Annotated in this window: 18 protein-coding genes and 1 tRNA gene; 2 read left to right on the forward strand and 17 right to left on the reverse strand. The window is 63.7% G+C overall.

The genetic code is table 11. The features are described from left to right. Positions 1-176: 176 nt before the first annotated feature. From TACI_RS07215 to TACI_RS07255, 9 genes are all read right to left on the reverse strand, one after another. Positions 177-623 (reverse strand): hypothetical protein, encoded by a 447-nt coding sequence (locus tag TACI_RS07215; RefSeq protein ID WP_012870141.1) that lies wholly within the window; start codon positions 621-623, stop codon positions 177-179. Position 624: 1 nt separating this feature from the next. Beyond that, entirely contained in the window at positions 625-2,154 is a 1,530-nt protein-coding gene (nhaC, locus tag TACI_RS07220; RefSeq protein WP_012870142.1) for a Na+/H+ antiporter NhaC, read from the reverse strand. 204 nt (positions 2,155-2,358) lie between these two features. Continuing rightward, the gene (locus TACI_RS07225) at positions 2,359-3,198 is read right to left on the reverse strand and encodes an SDH family Clp fold serine proteinase (RefSeq protein WP_164925205.1); all 840 of its coding nucleotides are present in this window, start codon (positions 3,196-3,198) and stop codon (positions 2,359-2,361) included. A 16-nt stretch (positions 3,199-3,214) separates the two neighbouring features. Next, a complete protein-coding gene (locus TACI_RS07230) occupies positions 3,215-5,674 on the reverse strand; it encodes an ATP-dependent Clp protease ATP-binding subunit (protein WP_012870144.1) in 2,460 nt (819 codons plus the stop codon). A 66-nt stretch (positions 5,675-5,740) separates the two neighbouring features. After that, positions 5,741-6,799 carry an ATP--guanido phosphotransferase gene (locus TACI_RS07235; protein ID WP_012870145.1) on the reverse strand — a complete coding sequence of 353 codons (1,059 nt, stop codon included), beginning with the start codon at positions 6,797-6,799 and terminating at the stop codon, positions 5,741-5,743. After that, entirely contained in the window at positions 6,786-7,265 is a 480-nt protein-coding gene (locus tag TACI_RS07240) for a UvrB/UvrC motif-containing protein (RefSeq protein WP_012870146.1), read from the reverse strand. The genes TACI_RS07235 and TACI_RS07240 overlap by 14 nt, the downstream gene beginning before the upstream one ends. Before the next feature lie 18 nt (positions 7,266-7,283). Then, the gene (locus TACI_RS07245; RefSeq protein WP_012870147.1) at positions 7,284-7,763 is read right to left on the reverse strand and encodes a CtsR family transcriptional regulator; all 480 of its coding nucleotides are present in this window, start codon (positions 7,761-7,763) and stop codon (positions 7,284-7,286) included. Between the two features lie 68 nt (positions 7,764-7,831). Next, complete coding sequence (gene plsY, locus TACI_RS07250) at positions 7,832-8,434, reverse strand: glycerol-3-phosphate 1-O-acyltransferase PlsY (RefSeq protein ID WP_012870148.1); 603 nt, start codon at positions 8,432-8,434, stop codon at positions 7,832-7,834. A gap of 4 nt (positions 8,435-8,438) precedes the next feature. Continuing rightward, positions 8,439-10,532 carry an acetate--CoA ligase family protein gene (locus TACI_RS07255; protein ID WP_242601208.1) on the reverse strand — a complete coding sequence of 698 codons (2,094 nt, stop codon included), beginning with the start codon at positions 10,530-10,532 and terminating at the stop codon, positions 8,439-8,441. 257 nt (positions 10,533-10,789) lie between these two features. Here TACI_RS07255 and TACI_RS07260 point away from each other — a divergent pair, with 257 nt between their 5' ends. Continuing rightward, positions 10,790-11,953, forward strand: coding sequence for a hypothetical protein (locus TACI_RS07260; protein ID WP_012870150.1), 1,164 nt, complete (start codon positions 10,790-10,792; stop codon positions 11,951-11,953). 17 nt (positions 11,954-11,970) lie between these two features. Here TACI_RS07260 and TACI_RS07265 read toward each other — a convergent pair whose 3' ends face one another. From TACI_RS07265 to TACI_RS07275, 3 genes are all read right to left on the reverse strand, one after another. Beyond that, complete coding sequence (locus TACI_RS07265) at positions 11,971-13,815, reverse strand: YgiQ family radical SAM protein (RefSeq protein ID WP_012870151.1); 1,845 nt, start codon at positions 13,813-13,815, stop codon at positions 11,971-11,973. A 16-nt stretch (positions 13,816-13,831) separates the two neighbouring features. After that, positions 13,832-14,851 (reverse strand): UDP-glucose 4-epimerase GalE, encoded by a 1,020-nt coding sequence (galE, locus tag TACI_RS07270; protein ID WP_012870152.1) that lies wholly within the window; start codon positions 14,849-14,851, stop codon positions 13,832-13,834. Between the two features lie 144 nt (positions 14,852-14,995). Continuing rightward, a tRNA-Leu gene (locus TACI_RS07275) sits at positions 14,996-15,080 on the reverse strand. 150 nt (positions 15,081-15,230) lie between these two features. Between TACI_RS07275 and TACI_RS07280 the strand changes: the two genes are divergently transcribed. Beyond that, positions 15,231-16,424, forward strand: coding sequence for a PDZ domain-containing protein (locus TACI_RS07280; RefSeq protein ID WP_012870153.1), 1,194 nt, complete (start codon positions 15,231-15,233; stop codon positions 16,422-16,424). Positions 16,425-16,469: 45 nt separating this feature from the next. On the opposite strand, the gene TACI_RS09455 is transcribed toward TACI_RS07280, so the two are convergent. The 5 genes from TACI_RS09455 to TACI_RS07305 all read right to left on the reverse strand — a co-directional run bounded on the left by TACI_RS09455 (position 16,470) and on the right by TACI_RS07305 (position 19,045). After that, a complete protein-coding gene (locus TACI_RS09455; protein WP_164925440.1) occupies positions 16,470-16,595 on the reverse strand; it encodes an AbgT family transporter in 126 nt (41 codons plus the stop codon). A 150-nt stretch (positions 16,596-16,745) separates the two neighbouring features. Beyond that, positions 16,746-17,105 (reverse strand): 50S ribosomal protein L19, encoded by a 360-nt coding sequence (gene rplS, locus TACI_RS07290; RefSeq protein WP_012870154.1) that lies wholly within the window; start codon positions 17,103-17,105, stop codon positions 16,746-16,748. 26 nt (positions 17,106-17,131) lie between these two features. After that, positions 17,132-18,247 (reverse strand): tRNA (guanosine(37)-N1)-methyltransferase TrmD, encoded by a 1,116-nt coding sequence (trmD, locus tag TACI_RS07295; protein WP_012870155.1) that lies wholly within the window; start codon positions 18,245-18,247, stop codon positions 17,132-17,134. After that, complete coding sequence (gene rimM / locus TACI_RS07300; RefSeq protein ID WP_012870156.1) at positions 18,247-18,792, reverse strand: ribosome maturation factor RimM; 546 nt, start codon at positions 18,790-18,792, stop codon at positions 18,247-18,249. The genes trmD and rimM overlap by 1 nt, the downstream gene beginning before the upstream one ends. Next, positions 18,779-19,045, reverse strand: a complete 267-nt coding sequence (locus TACI_RS07305) for a KH domain-containing protein (RefSeq protein ID WP_012870157.1) — start codon at positions 19,043-19,045, stop codon at positions 18,779-18,781. Before TACI_RS07305 ends, rimM begins: the two co-directional genes overlap by 14 nt. Between the last annotated feature and the right edge of the window lies 1 nt (position 19,046).

Raw genomic sequence — 19,046 nt, forward strand, 5'->3', positions numbered from 1 at the left:
AAAGCTCCAACCCCAACTGACCAAGCTCCCCAATAGGCCAAGGGATAGACGGGGACGCAAACGACAACAAGGGATGAATCACTCCTATCCTCTGCCTGCAAAGTACTGAACCCAAATCGAAAACGGGCGGGGGGCATCCCCCCGCCCGAGAAGCTTACCTTTGGTGCGCCAAGACATCAACCCCGCACACGATCCACCTGAACGCCGGGAGCTCGCCGGGCTATCAGCTCCTGCACCTTTGGCTCATCGGAGGCGTTCAGCGGCACCTTCCAACCCGACTGATCCCGCTCGAAAAAAGCCAGGGTGGTATTCCCCCGGGTGGCCAGCGTTACGAACTTAACCTCCTCCCAAGGGAAGACTTCGGTCCTCGCGCCAAGCCACGTCCTGGTCTCTCGAACGATCCCCTCCTCGGATAGATAGAGCTTCCTGCTAATTCCGGTGGCGTACAGGCACGCAGCTCCCACTATGAACTTGGCGCTCAGATTAGACCCGGAGCCGAACAGAAACCCCCTCATGGCATCTCCCATGAGCAGAACCCCCGCTAAGGCCGCTAGGACCTTCCCCCAGTTTGGGAGGGAGAGGTGGTGAGGGGACTCTATCTTGAGACGATCCACCGAAGACATCTCACGCCAGTTCCGCGGGCCTCTCCTTCGCTATGACCGGCTCCCCGTCCTTGCCCTTCCAGGCCACCCCTATGCCAAGGTAGGTGATGGTGATGGCCATTATGGGGTTGAGCCAGTTGAGGATGGCGAAGGGGGCGTACTGGACGGTTGGAACCCCCAGAACACCCGAGTTGTAGGCCCCACAGGTGTTCCACGGGATCAGAACCGATGTCAGAGTCCCGCTGTCCTCTAGACTCCGGGAGAGCATCCTCGGATGCAGCCCCTTCCACTCGAAGGCGGGCTTGAAGATTCGGCCCGGCATCGCGATGGACAGGTACTGGTCACCCAGGAAGAGGTTCGATATGAAGCTAGCCACTATGACGGAGGTGGCAAGCCCCCCCACCGAGCGGACAACCCTAAGGACGTTATCCAGGATGACCTCCAGGAAGCCGCACCGCTCCATGATGCCTCCGAAAGCCAAGGCGCAGGTTATGAGGGCGATGGTGTTGGCCATGGACATCATACCGCCCCTGGTCAGAAGGTCGCTTAGAAGCGTTCCAACCTCCTTGGCCATCTCGGGCGTTACACCAGAGATGCCCGCCTCTTGCATAAGCTTGGCCACCGTCGCCATGTCTCCCGCGTTGGCTAGATCCGCCGCTAGCTTGGCGGAGTAACCATCCAGGGTTACGCTGAGGATGTCCCCAACGCCGTAACCGTTGAACAGGGCCAGAACACCGCCGGCCACCACACCGGCGAAGAGGCCAGGTATCGCGGGAATCTTCATGACACACATGAGTATGACCAGGATCGGAGGGATGAGCCCCATCAGGCTTATGTTGAACTCCCCGGCAAGCACCGCCTGAATGGCCTTTATCTTGGCCACATCAAGGGTTCCCCCGGCATACTTCATCCCCAGGAAGACCGCCGCCACGCAGACTATGGCATAGGTAGGAAGGGTTGTCCACATCATGGCCCTTATGTGCTGGAAAAGGTCGGTGCCCGCCACCGCAGGAGCAAGGTTGGTGGTGTCCGACAGAGGCGACATCTTGTCCCCCACGTAAGCGCCGGAGATTATAAAGCCCGCCGTTATCGGGGCCGGTATGCCAAGCCCCGCACCTATTCCCATTAGGGCGATGCCCACCGTGCCGCTGGTCCCCCAGGAGGTGCCGGTGGCGAAGGAGACTATGGAGCATATTATCAGGGCGGTGAGGAGGAAGGCCGCAGGATTGAGTATGGACAGACCATAGTAGATCATGCTGGGAACCACTCCGCCGGGGATCCAGGTGCCAACCAACATCCCTATAATGTAGAGGATGAGCATGGCCTGCATGCCAACCATGATGCCGTTAACCATCCCCTCCTCTATGTCCCTCCAGGGACGACCAAGGACGAACCTTCCAACCAAAGAGGCCACCGTGGCGGCCACCACTATGGGAATGTGAACCGAGACCTCCCAATAAAGGACCCCAGCTCCTATGAAGGCGGCACTGAACAGGAGGACCAAAACGGCCTCCATCAGGCTAGGCTTGCGATACTTCCTCTCTTCCGTCATAGCCCAGATCTCCTCCTTTTTTAAAAAATTTTTAAGACATCCCGTTCCTAAACTTTCCCCCCTACACCCCCTTACCCGAGAGATTCTTTTCGTAATTATAGCCCCAACGGGGGGCATGTCCAGAAGGAATAGTCTAAAATATCTGTCCAACGATAAACAAAATTAAAGGGTGCCCCGGGGCACCCTTTGCAATCGAATCAAGGTTTACATGCTGGCCTTGGCGCCCACCCCGTGCTCGAAGGGCAAAGGCACATACTGGACCGACGGACGACCCTGGCCCGATTGGGGGTAGAGCCTCATGAGGGCGCAGATCTCGTCGGGCATCTGGTCCGTCACCGGCAGCCCCAAGGACCTGGCCTCGTCTATGTTTATGGGGTAGTCGTGGGTCCACCGACCGTCGGTGAGCGCCTTGGCCAACGCATCCGCCCTCTCCTCCTCCATGCCGTTGGACTTGAGAAGGCGCCGCACGAAATCCTCGGTCTGCCTCATGGCCTTCCGGGCCACGTCCGCCATGATGAGGGTATGGTCGTCCACCTCCTCCACCGGCTTCTGCTCCACCGCCTTGATTATGGAGGCAGCGGGCCACTGACCCAGCTGAGGATCCACGGGCCCCAACACCGCATGTCGGTCCATCACTATCTCGTCCGCCGCCAGGGCTATGAGGGTGCCCCCCGACATGGCGTAGTGGGGGACGAAGACCGTCACCTTGGAGGGATGCTTCCTCAGCGCCTCGGCTATCTGCTCCGCCGCCAACAGAAGACCCCCAGGAGTGTGGATCACCATATCTATGGGCACGTGGTCGGGGGTCATCCGGATGAACCGGAGAACCTCCTCGGAGTCCTCGATGTTTATGAAGTTGCGCTGGAACATGCCGAAGAACCCCATGGTCTCCTGCCGGTGGATGAGGGAGATGACCCGGCTCCCCCTCCTCTTCTCCAGGCTCCTCATGGCAGAGAGCCTTAGCTGGTTTATCCTCCACTGCTTCAGCGTGGGCGTAACCACCATGAATAGGAAGAGAATCAGAAAGAGTCCGTCCACCCCCATCACCTCCGTTTAAATTTTAGTGTTCCACCCGGAAGGAGACCCGGCCATCCTCCATCACCGCCTCCACCCGGGCACCCTGGGGCACCTTGCCCTCCAGCATCATATCAGAGAGCGGATCCTCTGTCATCCGCTGGATGGTGCGCCTCAATGGCCTGGCGCCGAACTTGGGGTCGAACCCCTCGTCCAGGACCCTCTCCACCACCTGGGGGTCCACCGCAAGGGATATCCCCCGCTCGCCGCACCGGGCCACCACCTCGTCCAGCATCATGGCGGCTATCTGGCGAAGCTCCTCCCTCTTAAGGGGCCGGAAGACCACCATCTCGTCCACCCGGTTCAGGAACTCCGGCCGGAAGGTGCGCTTCACCGCGTCCATTATGGCCCCCCTGGTCCTGTCCCAACCCGCCATGGCCTGATCCTCATCACCGGAGGAGAAACCCAGGTGGGACCTGGTCCCCTCCGAGGCCCCAACGTTGCTGGTCATTATTATCACCGTGTTCCTGAAGTTCACCAAGTGCCCCTGTCCATCGGTGAGCCGTCCATCCTCCAGCAGCTGCAGCAGGATGTTGAACACGTCCGGGTGGGCCTTCTCTATCTCGTCGAAAAGGATCACCGAGTAGGGCCTGCGGCGCACCGCCTCGGTGAGCTTCCCCCCCTCCTCGTGACCCACATAACCCGGAGGTGCCCCTATCAGCTTGGCCACCTCGTGGCGCTCCATGAACTCGCTCATGTCGAACCGGATCATGGCATCCTCGCTGCCGAAGAGGAACCACGCAAGCCGACGGGCCAGCTCCGTCTTGCCCACCCCAGTGGGCCCCAGGAACAGGAAGCTCCCCACCGGACGACGGGGATCCTTGAGACCGCTCCGGCCCCGCCGTATCGCCCGGGCCACGGCGTTCACCGCCTCCTCCTGCCCCACCAGCCGGGAATGGATCTCCTCCTCCATCCGAAGAAGCCGCTTGGCCTCCTCCTCAGTGAGCTGAACCACCGGTACCCCGGTCCACTCGGAGACTATGGTGGCCACGTCCTCACCGGTCACCACCGGCTCCTCCTGGTTGCGGCGAGACTGCCAATCCCGGCGGAGCTGCTCGATCTCCTCGTACATCCGCCGCTCCTCGTCCCTAAGAGCGGCGGCCTTCTCAAACTCCTGGGCCATCACCGCTGACTCCTTCTCCTTCCGGACCTCCTCAAGCCTCCGCTCCAGCTCCTTCAGGTCCTCCGGGGCCTCCATGGTCTTGAGCCTGGCCCGGGCCCCCGCCTCGTCTATCAGGTCTATGGCCTTGTCGGGCAGGAACCGCTCGGTGATGAACCGCTTGGACAGCCTGGCAGCCGCCACCAGGGCGTCGTCGGATATCTTGACCCTATGATGGGCCTCGTAGCGATCCCTGAGACCCTCCAGTATCTTAACCGTGTCCTCCTCCGAAGGCTCCTCCACCTGGATGGGCTGGAAACGACGCTCCAACGCCGCATCCTTCTCTATGTACTTCCGGTACTCTTCCATGGTGGTGGCCCCTATCACCTGAAACTCGCCCCTGGCAAGACTTGGCTTCAGGATGTTGGCCGCGTCCACCGCCCCCTCGGCGCCCCCGGCGCCCACTATGGTGTGGATCTCGTCTATGAAGAGGATCACCGATCGGCTCTCCTTCAGCTCCTTGACCAGCTTCCTCATCCTCTCCTCAAACTCGCCTCGATACTTAGTTCCCGCCACCAGGTTCCCCACGTTCAGCTGCACCACCCGCTTGCCCTTCAACACCTCCGGGATGTCCCCGGAGGCTATCCGCTGAGCAAGGCCCTCAACTATGGCGGTCTTGCCGACCCCAGGATCTCCGATGAGCACCGGGTTGTTCTTGGTTCGGCGGGAGAGGACCTGGACAAGCCTTTGGATCTCCTTGGCCCGGCCTATCACCGGGTCCAGCTCCCCACTCTTGGCCATCTCGGACAGATCCATTCCAAGCTGGTCCAACGTGGGGGTCTTGCTGGCCTGAGCACCCTTCCGATCCTGCTCATCAGAGCCCCTGCGGGGATCCTGGATGTCCGAAGATGTGCCGGACAGGTACGACTGGACCTCCTGCCTAACCTTCACCGGGTCTAACCCCATACGGATCAGGATCTGGAACGCAACCCCCTCTCCCTCCGCCAGGAGCCCCAAAAGGATGTGTTCGGTGCCCACATAGTTCACCGCCATGTTCCTGGCCTCTCGCATGGCCAGATCCAGAGCCCTCTTGGCCCGGGGACTCAGCGGCAGGTCCACCGCCTTCTCCTTGGGCTCCCCAACTCCCACAACCCGCTCCACCTGCTCCCTTATCTCGTCCAGGTCCAGCCCGGCCATCTTCAGCACCTGAGCAGCCACCCCCTCGCCCTCCGCCAAGAGACCCAGCAGAAGGTGCTCGGTGCCTATCACCTCATGACCCAGCCTCAAGGCCTCCCTATGGGCCAGCTGGATAACCTTCTTGCCCCGTTCAGTGAAAAACTGCCACACGGAAATACCCCCTCTCAAACACCCAGCGGGAACCAACGCCAAGGGCGGGAAAGCTCCGGGTTGCTGTCACGCCGCCATCTCCGCCAGCCTCTCCCTAACCAGGGCGGCACGGGCCCTCCTGCGACCCGATGGATCCGTATCGTCCGGGCACCGGAGGGCCTGAACTCTGCCGGGCTGGACATCCATAACCAGCCGGTTCCAGAACCCCGCCGGCATTGGCCGCAACATCCCAAGAGAGCTACCTAGCCGTAGTGTGGACAGCAGCTCCATGGCCTCCCGGCTGGACAGGAGCCTGGCGTTGGTCAGTATGCCATAGGCCCTGAATATGCTGTCCTCCAAGTTCTCGCCTCCAACCCGAAGCAGCTCCTGACGGGCCCTCATCTCCTCTTCGAACAGCCGACGGGCCACCGCGGAGGTCTTCTCCTCCAGTTCCTCCTCGGTAGGCCCCAAGGTCACCTGGTTGGATATCTGAAATATGGCCCCCTGGGAAGGGGTCCCCTCCCCGAAAGCACCCCTAACCACCAAACCCAGCTTTTGACACTCCAGGGACACCGCCTCCATCCGACCCAACCGCTGGAGCCCAGGCAGGTGCAGCATCACCGACGCCCGAAGGCCGGTCCCCACGTTGGTGGGACAGCTGGAGAGGAACCCAAGGGACCTGTGAAAGGCGAACCGGGACTCGTCCACCCGCTCAAGGATGGAGCTGGCAACGCTCAGGGCCTCCCTCAGGTTAAGCCCCCCCAGCAGCACCTGAAGACGAAGGTGGTCCTCCTCGTTGACCATGGCGGACACCACCCCCCTGGAGTCGGTAACCACCGACCTGCCTGGCCCTCCCCGGGCCAGCGCGGGGCTTATCTGCCGGTTCTCAAGCAACACCTGCCTCGACAGGGAATCCAGCTGGTCGATGTGATACACCGCGCTGTCCCTTAGGTGCTCCACCGACAGGAGAAGGGACATGACCTCCTCCTGGGCGGACGTGAGGTCCTCCGGAGAAGCGAAGGTGGGGAAGGGCCGGTCCTTCAGGTTCCGGGCGAACCGAATCCGGCTGGACATGACCACCTCCGCCAGGTCTCCCCGGGCGGAGAACCACTCCAGGGGCCGGGACGCCAGCTCAGCGGCAAGCATCCCGATCTCCCCCCTCTATCTCCCTTATCCGGTCCCGGATCACCGCCGCCCTCTCGTAGGCCTCCTCCTCCAGGGCCCGCCTCAGCTCCTCCTTGAGCCTCTCCACCTCCTGCCGGTCCTCCGCGGGACGGCGGCCCCGGTGGAACTCCCCCGCCTGGACCCGCCTTATTATGTGGGTGAGCCGCCTGGCGAAGGCGTCGTAACAGCCCCCGCAACCCAGGAGCCCGGTCTTGGCGAACCTGGACCAGGTGAGACCGCAGGACGGGCAGGTGAGCTCCTCCTCCCCGCAGGTGGACGACGCCAGGGAGGGCAACAGGTCCTTGAGGGATATGGAGATGGAGAAGGGCCCCGCATGGAGCCCCACCTGGGCGGCGCACTGGGGACAGAGCCAGTGCTCCTCCGACACGCCGCCGGAGATGGACCTTATGTTTATGGACGCCTCCCCTCCGCACCGCTCACATTTCATCGACCCATACCGGCGGGGCTACATGAGGGCCAGGCTGGTTATGAGGCGCTTGAGCAGGTCCGCCCTCATGGTGTCCCGGCGAAAGACCGGCACGTCGAACAGGTTCCGGAACTGCTCATCCTGGTTCCTCAGCGCCACCTCTATGATCAGCCTCTCCCTCGGGGTTATGAGCCCCCGCTTCTCCAGGTTCGACAGGAGCCGCTTGCTCTCCTGCTCAGTTATGGACCGGCCTATGAGCTTCTCCAGGTGCTCCACCCTCTCGTTGGGGTCCCGGAGCCTCAGCCGGACTATCCTTATGTAACCATGCCCTCCCCTCTGGCTCTCCACCACAAAGCCCTGCTCCGGGGCAAACCGGCTCCGGAGCACGTAGTTTATCTGGCTCGGAACGCAACCGAACCTCTCCGCCAGCTCCTTGCGCCTCAAGGAGATCTGGTGGGAACCCGCCTCATTGAAGAGCTGGGTTATGTACTCCTCGATGGCCTTGGTCAGACTGGACACGATTACCCCTCCCTAAACTGCTTCTGGGGGTAATTTTATACATATGGTCAATATAAGTCAACCAAGCGTCAGACCCTCTTCTGCCCCACCCGGTTCTCGGTACCCGCCAGCAGCCGGCGGATGTTGTCCTTGTGCCTGACGGTGGACAGCAGAGCCAGAGCGAACGAGGCGGCCACGTAGGGGGATGGGGCCCGGAAGAGCCCCATGGCCAGGGCGCAGGCGTAAAGCCCCACCAGGGAGGCCAGGGATACGTAACGGGTCACCTTCATCACCAGGTACCAGAGGGCCCCGCCGATCAGGGCGGGCCAGGGGCAGAACCAGTTGTAGAAGAACATGACCCCAAAGGAGGTGGCCACCCCCTTGCCCCCCTTGAACCGGAGCCACACCGGGAAGTTGTGCCCCAGGATCCCGAAGAGCCCCGTCATGGCCAGCAGCCCGTGGTCCCTAAGCCCCATGGCCATGGCCAGGGCCACCACCGCCCCCCCCTTGAGCATGTCGATGAGGGCCACGGTTATGGCCCACCGGCGGCCCATAACCCTCCCCACGTTGGTGGCTCCTATGTTCCCGGAGCCGTAGTTGCGGATGTCCTCCCCCCGCATCAGCTTGACCACCAGGTAGCCGGTGGGACAGGAACCCGCCAGGTAACCTATCAGAGGCCATAACCAGCTCATCCCATCACTCCCCCTTGACGTTCATAAGCGCGTCGGCGCAGACAACCCCTTGTCCCTCCTCCATCACGAAGAGGGGGTTCACGTCCAGCTCCAGCAGCCTGGGATCCATCGCCAAGATGGACACCCGGGAGATGACCTCCGCCACCGCCCCCTGATCCAGGGGTCCCCTGCCCCGGAAGGGGCCGAAGATCGGGTATCCCCTGAGGGACCGGATCATCTCCAGGGCCTCCTCCGGGCTCACCGGGGCCCTGCGAACCGCCACGTCCTTCAGGACCTCCACCAGAACCCCTCCTAGGCCGAAGACCACCACGGGGCCGAAGACCGGATCCCGCTTGACCCCCACGATGCACTCCACCCCACTAGCCATCCGCTGAACCAGGACCCCGTCCAACCGGGCCCCCTGGACCCGGCGGGCGGCGTCCATCACCCGATCGAAGGCCTCCTTAAGCTCCCCGGGGCCCTTCACGTTGAGGGCCACCACCCCCGCGTCGGTCTTGTGGGGTATCTGGCGGGACATGACCTTGAGGGCCACCGGGTAGCCGATCCTCTCCGCCGCCACCCGGGCCTCATCCGGGTCCCTCACCATCTCCTCCATGGTGACCGGCACGCCCCAGGCCTTTAGGACCTGCTTGGCCTGGTGCTCGGTGAGCAGCCCCTCCAGCCCACGAAGGGGATCGTCACAAGGCAAACCGGGGAGGTCACCGCTTAAGAAGCTGCCCCTCGGCCTGCTTATGGCCCCCAGCGTCCACGCCGCCTGCCTGAGGCTGCCGATCACCGGAACTCCCCGCTCCGAAAGGTAGGAGGTCAGATCCCCCCCGTGCTCTCGGTCGATGAGCCAGGAGCACACCAGGGGCTTCCGGGAAGAAGCGGCGAAGTCCGCCACCTGCCTGGCGGTGCTCTCCCCCGCCTGACCGGTGATCATGGAGATCACCACGCTCATCATGTCCACGTTGGGGTCCGCCTCCAGGGCGGACAGGCACTCGGTCATTCCCTGGGGATCGTTTATCACCTGGGCGGTCACGTCCACCGGGTTGGCGGGGGAGCCGAAGGGGGGTATCACCCTCCGGATCCTCTCCTGGGTCCCCTCGTCCAGGAGGGGCACCTGAAGCCCCTGGTCGGAGCACAGGTCCGCCATCATTATCCCCGCACCACCGGAGGTGGTGATTATACCCACCCGTCTGCCCCTGGGACGAGGGAGCCCGCAGGCGAGCCCCAGGGATATCATGTCCTCCATGTCACCCAGCATTACCGCCCCGTACTGCTCCATCACCGCCCCCCACACCCGCTGATCTCCCGCCACCGAGGCGGTGTGGCTCTGGGCGGCCCTGGAGCCAGTCTCGCTTCGGCCCGCCTTTATCAACCCAACGGTCACGTCCCTCTCCCGGGCCCTGATCAGCAGCTCCACCAACCGATCCCCGTCCCTGACCCCCTCCAGGTACAGGAGCAGCATCCTGACCTCCGGGTCCTCCAGCAGGCACCCAGCCACCTCCACCGTGTCCAGGTCCGCCTGGTTGCCGGTGGTTACCACGTGGCGGAACCGGACCCCCCGGTCCACCGCGCAGGCGAAGGAGGCGAAGCCGAAGGCGCCGCTCTGGGACACGTAGGCGATACCCCCCGGAGTGGCCCCCACAAGCCGGTCCGTGTCCAGGGAGGCGGAGAAGCTCAAGGGGATGCCACCCGCCAGGTTCACAAGCCCCTGGCAGTTGGGGCCCAATATCCGGACCCCCCAGCGGTCCGCCGCCTCCAGCAGCTCCCTCTGCAGGTCCTCCCGCCCCGCCTCGGCGAAGCCGGAGGAGAAGACCACCGCAAAGCGGATCCCCCTCCTGCCGCATCCCTCGATCACCGACGGCACCAGGGGAGCCCGGACCGCCACCAGCGCCACGTCCACGTCCCCGTCTATGGAGCCCACGTCCGGGTAGCACCTAAGGCCCCCTATGGAGTCGTACTTGGGGTTCACCGGATATACCCCGCCCCCATAGCCGTACTTGAGCAGCAGCTTCAGCGGCCGGCCGGATATGCTCTCCAGGTTAGAGGAGGCCCCAACCACCGCCACCCCCCGGGGGGACATAAGCCCCCACAGGTCCCTTCCACCCTCCACCTTCAACGGCAAACACCCCCAGGGGGCACTGGGCCCCGCGCTTTGGTATCGAATGTAACACGAATAATATACCGGATACCGGGCCTCGGCCGATAGCTCCGCCGGCTGGGATCTGCCAGCCGGGAGACCCCATCTGGGCCCCGGGTCCCGGATACCTCATACCCACGGCCACAGATCTCATCCACACCGGGGAAACACTTTTGAGCCCTGGGGAGTAAAATAGGTGGGTTGATACGAGAAACTTAGGAGGTCTTTCCATGTCCATGAGGGAGGAGATAGCGAACCTGCGGGTGGACGAGAACCTTACGCTAACGTTCCACCTGACCGATGGTTCGCCGGTGGTGAACATAATAAACAACGGCACCGGCAAGCGGAAGCCCACGTACCTGTCCTGGTTCCTGAACGAGGGACGGGAGCTTCACATGAAGACCGGCCCCAAGAGCAGCGTCACCTACACGGTGGCCCAGCTGGACGAGACGTTGTGGCAGCTGATGAACCAGGCAATGGCGCACCCGGTGGTGAAGCCCATGATATGGCAGACCTTCAGGGCCCTGACGGACATCCTTCACCAGCCCAAGGTGATCACTCGGGAGAACGAGTTCAACATGCTTCCGGAGGAGAAGAGGTACTCCCTCTGGCTTGCCTGGTCCATGCCGGGTGCCCCCATGGGCAGGCTCATACCCTGCTTCCCCATGAACGACCAGGAGGCGCAGATCTTCCTCTCCGCTGCGGAAGGGGACCTGGAGGAGGGGCTCAAGCTGCCGGCGGAGGACATGGGGGTCCAGGGGCTGCAGCGGAGGGGGCTCATAACCAAGTTCATGAGGTCAAACCCCCAGAGGTGGTACACCCCCCTCATGATCTCCTCCGCCGCGTCTGTGCTGGGGATGGTGGAGCCCCAGAACCCGGCGGTGGACGATACCTCCATAGCCCACAAGATCTGGTCCCAGCGGGGCACCGTCCAGGTTCTGGGCTCCCTGGATAGGTCCGAGATAGCCCCCCACGCCACGGACCTCATCCGCCGGATCGTGGCGTACGTGAGGCACTTCTACGACCTGACCCTGATAGAGGTGGAGCGGATCATCGACGGGCACGAGCAGCTCCTGAAGGAGGGCTTCGGCCGCCGGGACCGGGTGGAGTTCCCCGCCGGAACACTGGGCAAGCAGGCCTTCATGGTCACCGTGTACATCCACAAGGAGGGGGGGCTGGGGGCCATCGTCTACCACCCCACCGGCAACTCGGTCCTCAAGGATTGGGTCCTCCGGTATCCGGTGGAGGTGTACGCCACGGCGCTCAAGAACGACTCCTGCAGCAGCATGGCGGACCCCAACGTAACGCTGCTCAACCTGCTAAGGGCGGTCCGCTTCCAGTCCTGGATGGACCGGATACTCAGGATAACCAGGAACAACCTGCCCACCATGTAGCGGGCCGGGGGAGGGGGTCAAGCCCCTTTCCCCCGTCCACGCCTCCCCCTCGGCCCGATCCCCTTGGGGCGCCCGCCCTTCGATCCCCCCGGGGAACCGGGGATGAGACATTGGGGCCCATCCCCGATCAGGTCCGTCCTCCCCACCAGCCGGAGGGCCTCCTCCACCAGGGGCCGGTTCTCCTCCACCCAGTACTGGGCCAGGGCCCGCTGGAGCCGCCTCTCCCGGCCCTTGGGCACGTGAACCCGCCTGCCGGTCATGGGGTCCATCCCGGTGGCGTACATGCAGGTGGACCGGGTCATGGGGGTGGGGGTGAAGTCCTGCACCTCCCGGGGCCTTATCCGCAGCCGTTTTAGCCAGACCGCCATCTCCACCGCGTCCTCCAGGGTGCAACCCGGGTGGGAGGTCATTATGTAGTGCACCAGGAAGAGCCTCCCGCCGGAACAGCCCCGGAAGCGGTCCATGAACTGGAGCAACACCTCCCGGGGGGGCTTGTTCATCACCTCCGTCACCCGGTCGCTGAGGTGCTCCGGCGCCACCCTCATCTGGCCGCTCACGTGGTGTTCGCACAGCTCCCGAAGGTAAGATGGGTGGTCCATCATGAGGTAGTCATACCGGACGCCGGAGCGGACGAAGACCCGCTTGACCCCCGGGATGGACCTGACCGCCCTCAGCATCTCGAAGTACTCCCGGTGCCTCGCCTCCAGGTTTGGACAGGGGTTGGGCCTCAGGCAACTTCGCCCCTGGCAGACCCCTAAGCGGTCCGCCTTGGAGCACGGCATCTGATGGAAGTTGGCGGAGGGGCCCCCCACGTCGCTAACCACCCCCTTGAAGTCCTTGGACTGGAGGAACCGCTGGACCTCCCGAACCACCGACCGGATGCTCCGGGGCTGGATGTTCTTACCCTGGTGAACCCCGATGGCACAGAAGGAACAGTCCCCTATGCAGCCCCGGTGGGCGGTGACGCTGAACCGGACCTCCTCCAGGGCCGGTATGGGCTGTCGGTACCTGGGGTGGGGAAGTCCCACGAAGGGGAGCTGGTAGATCCGGTCCAGCTCCCGGGTGGACAGGGGCTCGGGGGGCGGGTTGTGGAGCACCAGCCCCGGGTCCTGGTCCTGGACCATGGGCCTTCCGCCGAAGGGGTCACTGTTCAGATACGCCAGGCGGAAGGCCTCGCAGTGGGCCTCGGGATCCGAGGACACCTGGTCGTAGGACGGGAGGCGTATCGCCCCCTCCGGGACCTGGTGGTCCCTCACCCTGACGCAGGTTCCTCTGACGTCCAGGATGGTCCTTACCTCCTGACCCTGGGCCAGCCGCTGGGCCACCTCCATAAGGGATCGCTCCCCCATGCCGTATATTAGAAGGTCCGCCTTGGAGTCCACCAGGATGGACCTCCGGACCTTGTCGGACCAGTAGTCGTAATGGGCCAGGCGCCTAAGGCTGGCCTCTATGCCCCCTATTATCACCGGGAGGCCCTTGAAGGCCCGGCGGGCCAGGTTCACGTAGGCCATAACCGCCCTGTCGGGCCTGAGCCCCGGCTGTCCCCCGGGGGAGAACAGGTCCCTGGACCTCCTGTGTCTCTCGGAGGTGTAGTTGGCCACCATGGAGTCCACGTTCCCGCCGCTCACCAGCACCGCCAACCGGGGGACCCCGTAGGCCTCGAGTGATCCCGGGTCGTTCCAGTCCGGCTGGGGGGCCAGAACCACCTTGAAGCCCAAGGACTCCAGGTACCGGCCCACCAGGGCGTTGGCGAAGGTTGGGTGATCCACGTAGGCATCCCCGGTGATCAGGAGGAAGTCGAAGCCCCCCGGGAGGGACCGGGCCTCCTCCGGGGTGGCGGGAAGGAAGCGGGGAGCCCGCATCGCCCCCCCGCGGTGATCAGTCCTGGTCATCGTACCCCATGGGGTTCATGGTCTGCCAACGCCAGGAATCCCTGCACATGTCCTCCAGGGTGCGCTCCGCCCGCCAGCCCAGCTCCCGGAGGGCCTTGGAGGGATCCGCGTAGCATACCGGCACGTCTCCGGGGCGGCGGTCCACTATCCGGTAGGGGATCCTTACCCCCGTGGCGGCCTCGAAGGCGCGTATCACCTCCAGGACGCTGTAGCCCCTGCCGGTGCCCAGGTTGTAGACGAAGGTGCCGGCGGAGGAGGTGGCCTTGTCCAGCGCCTTGAGGTGCCCCTTGACCAGGTCCACCACGTGGATGTAGTCCCGTATGGGGGTCCCATCGGGGGTATCGTAGTCCCCTCCGAAGACGTTGAGCGTCTCGAGCCTTCCGGAGGCCACCTGGGTTATGTAGGGCATCAGGTTGTTGGGTATTCCGTTGGGGTCCTCCCCCATGAGGCCGCTCTCGTGGGCCCCTATTGGGTTGAAGTAGCGCAGTATGACCAGCGAGAAGTCCCGGTTGGAGCTGGCCAGGTCCCCCAGGATCTGCTCTATCATCAGCTTCGTCCTTCCGTAGGGGCTCTTGGCCTCCAGGGGGAAGTCCTCGGATATGGGGCACCTCTCGGGCTCCCCGTAGACCGTGGCGGAGGAGCTGAAGACCATCCGTTTGATCTGGTGCCTCTCCATGGCCTCGCACAGGGCCACGGTTCCGCACACGTTGTTCCGGTAGTACTTTAGGGGCACCTGCACCGACTCCCCCACCGCCTTGAGCCCCGCGAAGTGGATCACCGCGTCTATCCGGTTCTCGGAGAAGACCCGCTCCAGCAGCTCCCGGTCCCCCACATCCCCCCGGTAGAACTCGAGATCCCGGCCGGTTATCCTGCGGATCCTCCGAAGTGCCTCGGGCTTGCTGTTCACCAGGCTATCTACCACCACCAGCTGATACCCCTCCGAGAGGAGCTCCACGCAACAGTGGCTCCCTATGTACCCGGCCCCGCCGGTCACAAGTATTCGCATGAATTCTACCCCCACGATCGAAATGAGGTTCGATGGGCCATCCCAGGAGATTATGCCACAGGCGCGGGAGGATTTCTCGAGAAAAGTGGATAGGCGGTGAGGGTGTGGATCCCTCACAGGTCCGCCGGCGGAAGGGTAAAAGAATGGTGCCGGGGACGAGACTCGAACTCGTACGGGTTTCCCCACACGCCCCTCAAACGTGCGTGTCTACCAGTTCCACCACCCCGGCACTGACAGGGGCTATTCTACTAGCCAAACGGGGGCAAGTCAAGGGATCCGGCCAGCTGGGGTGACAAGGCCTGGGGATCCATGGGGGGACACGGACACGAGCCTTGCGGTATAATTGGGAAAATTTCGTTCATACCAGGGGGAGATCGGCATGACGAGGGCTCTTAGACATCTGGTTTCGCTAACGGCGCTGATTGGCGCCCTGTGGTCTTGGAGTCCGGCGCTGGGGGCGGTGGAGTACTGGCACGTGCCCACCTTCTACGCCACCGCCCAGGAGGCGGAGGGGGCCATCCGGAACATGCAGGACCGGTTCGTGGGCTGGGAGGGGCTTCCATTAAGGAGGATCGAGGTGGACCCCATGGGTTTCAGGACCTTCGGGGCGGTGGACTACACGGAGACCCGGCAGCAGTGGGTTTACACGGGGCTCGGGATACTGGGGGGACACAACCAGACGGTGGTGGAACCCATCCATGAGGAGGAGGTCACGGTGGTCCCCTTAAGGAAGGTAAGGGGGCTGCGATTGATGAACTATCCGGAACTGAACAAGAACTACAAGTGGGGTGTCAGCCTCAGAGTGGAGGGGGCCAGCGGCTACGAGATCAAGACCTTCAGGACCCCGACAAGGGAGTCGGCGGAGACCCTTTTCAATGGGCTCATATCCCTGGCGGTGGCGGCGGGGGCGGACGTGATACTGCCGAGGCTTGGGTTCACCTTCGAGGACGTGGCCGAGAAGGACCTGAAGGGCCCCCTTAAGGATCTGGGGCTCAAGGAGCCCAAGGGGGTCAAGGTCACCTGGGTCATTCAGGAGGGTCCCGCGCACCTGGGGGGCCTAAGGGTGGGGGACGTGCTGGTGGAGTGCAACGGGGTGCCGGTGGAGAGCGTTGAGCAGTGGAACCGGGACATCCGGGGCAAGTTCCCCTCCTACGAGATCCGGGTGTTGCGGAAGGAGGGCCCCGCTTCGGTGACGCTGACCCCCTTACCGGAGGATCGTTTCCCCAAGGCTCCGCCCACGCTCACCTTCGCCCAGCCACTTCAGTCCACAGTTCAGCCTCAACAGGACTCCAAGGCTCCAGTTAGACTCGGTCTCTCGCTGAGGCTCCCTAACCAGACGGAGCTTCAGGCACTGAATGGACACAAGGGGGCGGTGATATCCTCCCTGACCCCAGGGGGAGTGGCGGAGGCGGCGGGACTCAAGGTAGGGGACGTGCTGGTGGAGTGCAACGGAAGTCCGGTTACAAGCCCCGAGGCACTAGGGGAGCTTTTGGTTAACGGGGAGAACCAACTAAAGGTGCTCAGGGGCGGGAACCTATTGACCTTCAAAGTCGCGCCGGAGGTGAGCTACTAGCAGACCGGGGGCGGTAAGTCCCGCCCCCGGCCGCTACCGCCGAGGTTACATGAACATTCCGACCCCGGGCCCCAGGGGTAGGTTCAAGACGTACCATACGGCCAGCTGGATGGAGAAGCAGACCAGGTAAGCGAGCGCATAGGGTAGCTCCAGGGATAGGACCGTGCCTATCCCAACCGGGGAGTCCCCGTGTCTTCATCCCCCGTCAGCTGCCGGGCATTGACCTCCAGCTGGTCTCCATCAATTGGCGGGCCATCGCATGAGGGAGGGCCGACCCCCCTGCGGGGGTCGGCCCTCCAAATGGAACCCTTGGGATACGGACTAGTTGAAGTCCCTTCTCTCCTTTATCCTGGCCGCCTTGCCGGAGAGCTTCCTCAGGTAGTACAGCTTGGCCCTCCGGACCCGGCCCCGGCGGACCAGCTCGATCTTCTCCACCGTGGGGCAGTGGACGGGGAAGATCCTCTCCACCCCAACGCCGTTGGAGACCTTCCGGACCACGAAGTTCTCGTTGATCCCCCCGTGCTGCCGGGCGATCACCACGCCCTCGAAGATCTGAATCCTCTCCCGGTTACCCTCCTTGACCTTCACGTGCACCTTCACGGTGTCACCCGCCCGGAAGGGAGGCACGGGATCGGCCTTGGAATACCTCTTCTCCACCAAGGCGATGCGCGGATCTATCATCTACTTTCCCTCCTCTTTGAGTCTCGTCAATTATCGCTCACCAAGGCTCCCCGATCCAGGTCGAAGAGCCTACCCAACCAGTAACCCAGCACCTCCGGATGTCCCCACTTCCCCGTGGGACCCTCGGGATGCCCCAGTTCCAGGTCCCCCTGGAAGGCTCCGCCCAGGGCCAACACCACTGGCCCCCGGTACTCCAACACCCGACGCTTCACCCCGAGCCATTCAAACCCACCCCGGGGCGATACGGAGAGCACCATGGGCTTCGCCCTGTCGCGCTGGGCCACCCACCTCAAGGCACCACCGAAGGAGGGGAAGAACTTCACCCCCTGGGGCTCATGGCCCCTGAGGGACCTGTGGGCCAGCATCCTGACGGCCCCGAAGGCGCCGCTCACCGCGGCGCAGCGATCCAACTCCAACCCCTCCTCCCCCAGGTAGACGTAGAAACGCCCCCAGAGGTAACCCATTATCCCGCACCGGGCCAACAGGTCCGGCCGCCTCTCCAGCGTGCGGCGGACCGCCAGGTCCCGCCGGAACTCCTCTATGGCCCCGTGGTCACCGCCCAGCAGCACCTCCGGAGCCCGGATTCCCCGCCACACCGCGGGCCTGGTGTAGTGGGGATGGTCAAGGAAACCCCGATAGAAGGAGTCGTTGCGGACCGCCTCCATCCTGCCCACCACCCCGGGGACCAGCCGGGCCACCGAGTCCAACACCGCCAGGGCGGGCAGCTCCCCTCCGGTTAGGACGAAGTCCCCCAGGGAGACCTCCAGGTCCACATGCTCCTCCACGAACCGCTCGTCCATCCCCTCGTAGTGGCCGCAGACCAGCACCAGATGATCCTTCCGGGCCAGCTCCTCCACCAGCTCCTGGTGAAGGTGAACCCCCTGAGGGGTAGGACATACCACGTACGCCTCACCCTGATCATCCAGGGACTCCACCGCCCTGGCCAGGGGCTCCGCCATGAGGACCATCCCGCCGCCGCCGAAGCTGTAATCGTCCACCTGACGATACTGCCCCTCGGCGAAGTCCCGAAGGTCCAGCACCCGGACGTCCAGCGCCCCGGAGGAGACCCCCCGGCCCACCACGCTGAAGCCCAGGTAACTCCGGATCAGATCCGGAAAGGCGGTCACGATGGTGATCCGCATCAGTCCCAGAGGCCCTCCAACAGGTGAACCCTGATCTGCCGGGCTTCCAGGTCCACCTTGCGGATCACTTCCCCAGTGGCGGGTATCATCTTGAGGACCCCATCGGGGGTGCGGACCTCGTAGACGTCGTTGCTGCCCGTGGGCATCACGTCCTCCACCACACCCAGGACCGCATCGGTCTCGTCCTCCACCACCTCAAGGCCTATTATGTCGTCGATCCAGTAGACCCCTTCCTCCAGGGGCACCCGATCCTCCGGGGCCACCGTGATCAGGGCTCCCTTCAGGTCCTCCGCCATCTCGATGGTGTCGATCCCCTCCAGGGTCACGATGAAGAGGTCCTTCCCGTCCTGGAAGCGCACGTCCAGGATCTTGAGCTCCCTGGGGGGGCGATGACGCCCCTTGACCTGGGGCAACTCCAGGTAGAGGGTCTCCATGTGCAGGAAGCGCTCGGGATAGTCCGTCAGGGGCTTAAGCTTCAAGCTCCCCTTGATCCCGTGGGTGCCCACTATGCACCCCACCGTCACCCGAGACCTATCGCTCCCCATCTGGCTCCTCTTCCTCCTGGACCTCCACGTCCACCCGCTCCTTGGCCTTCACGGCCGCCGCCTTGGCTATGAGCCTTATGGCGTTTATGGTGGATCCCTTCTTGCCTATGACCCTCCCCATGTCCTGATCCGCCACCTTGATGGTCACCAGGACCGCCCCGGAGGAACCCCTGTCCTCCGTGACCTCCACCTGGTCGGGAAGGTCCACCAGGCCCTTGACTATCCATTCCACCAGAGCGGCATAGTTAGGCATG

Source organism: Thermanaerovibrio acidaminovorans DSM 6589 (assembly GCF_000024905.1).
Taxonomy (GTDB): domain Bacteria; phylum Synergistota; class Synergistia; order Synergistales; family Synergistaceae; genus Thermanaerovibrio; species Thermanaerovibrio acidaminovorans.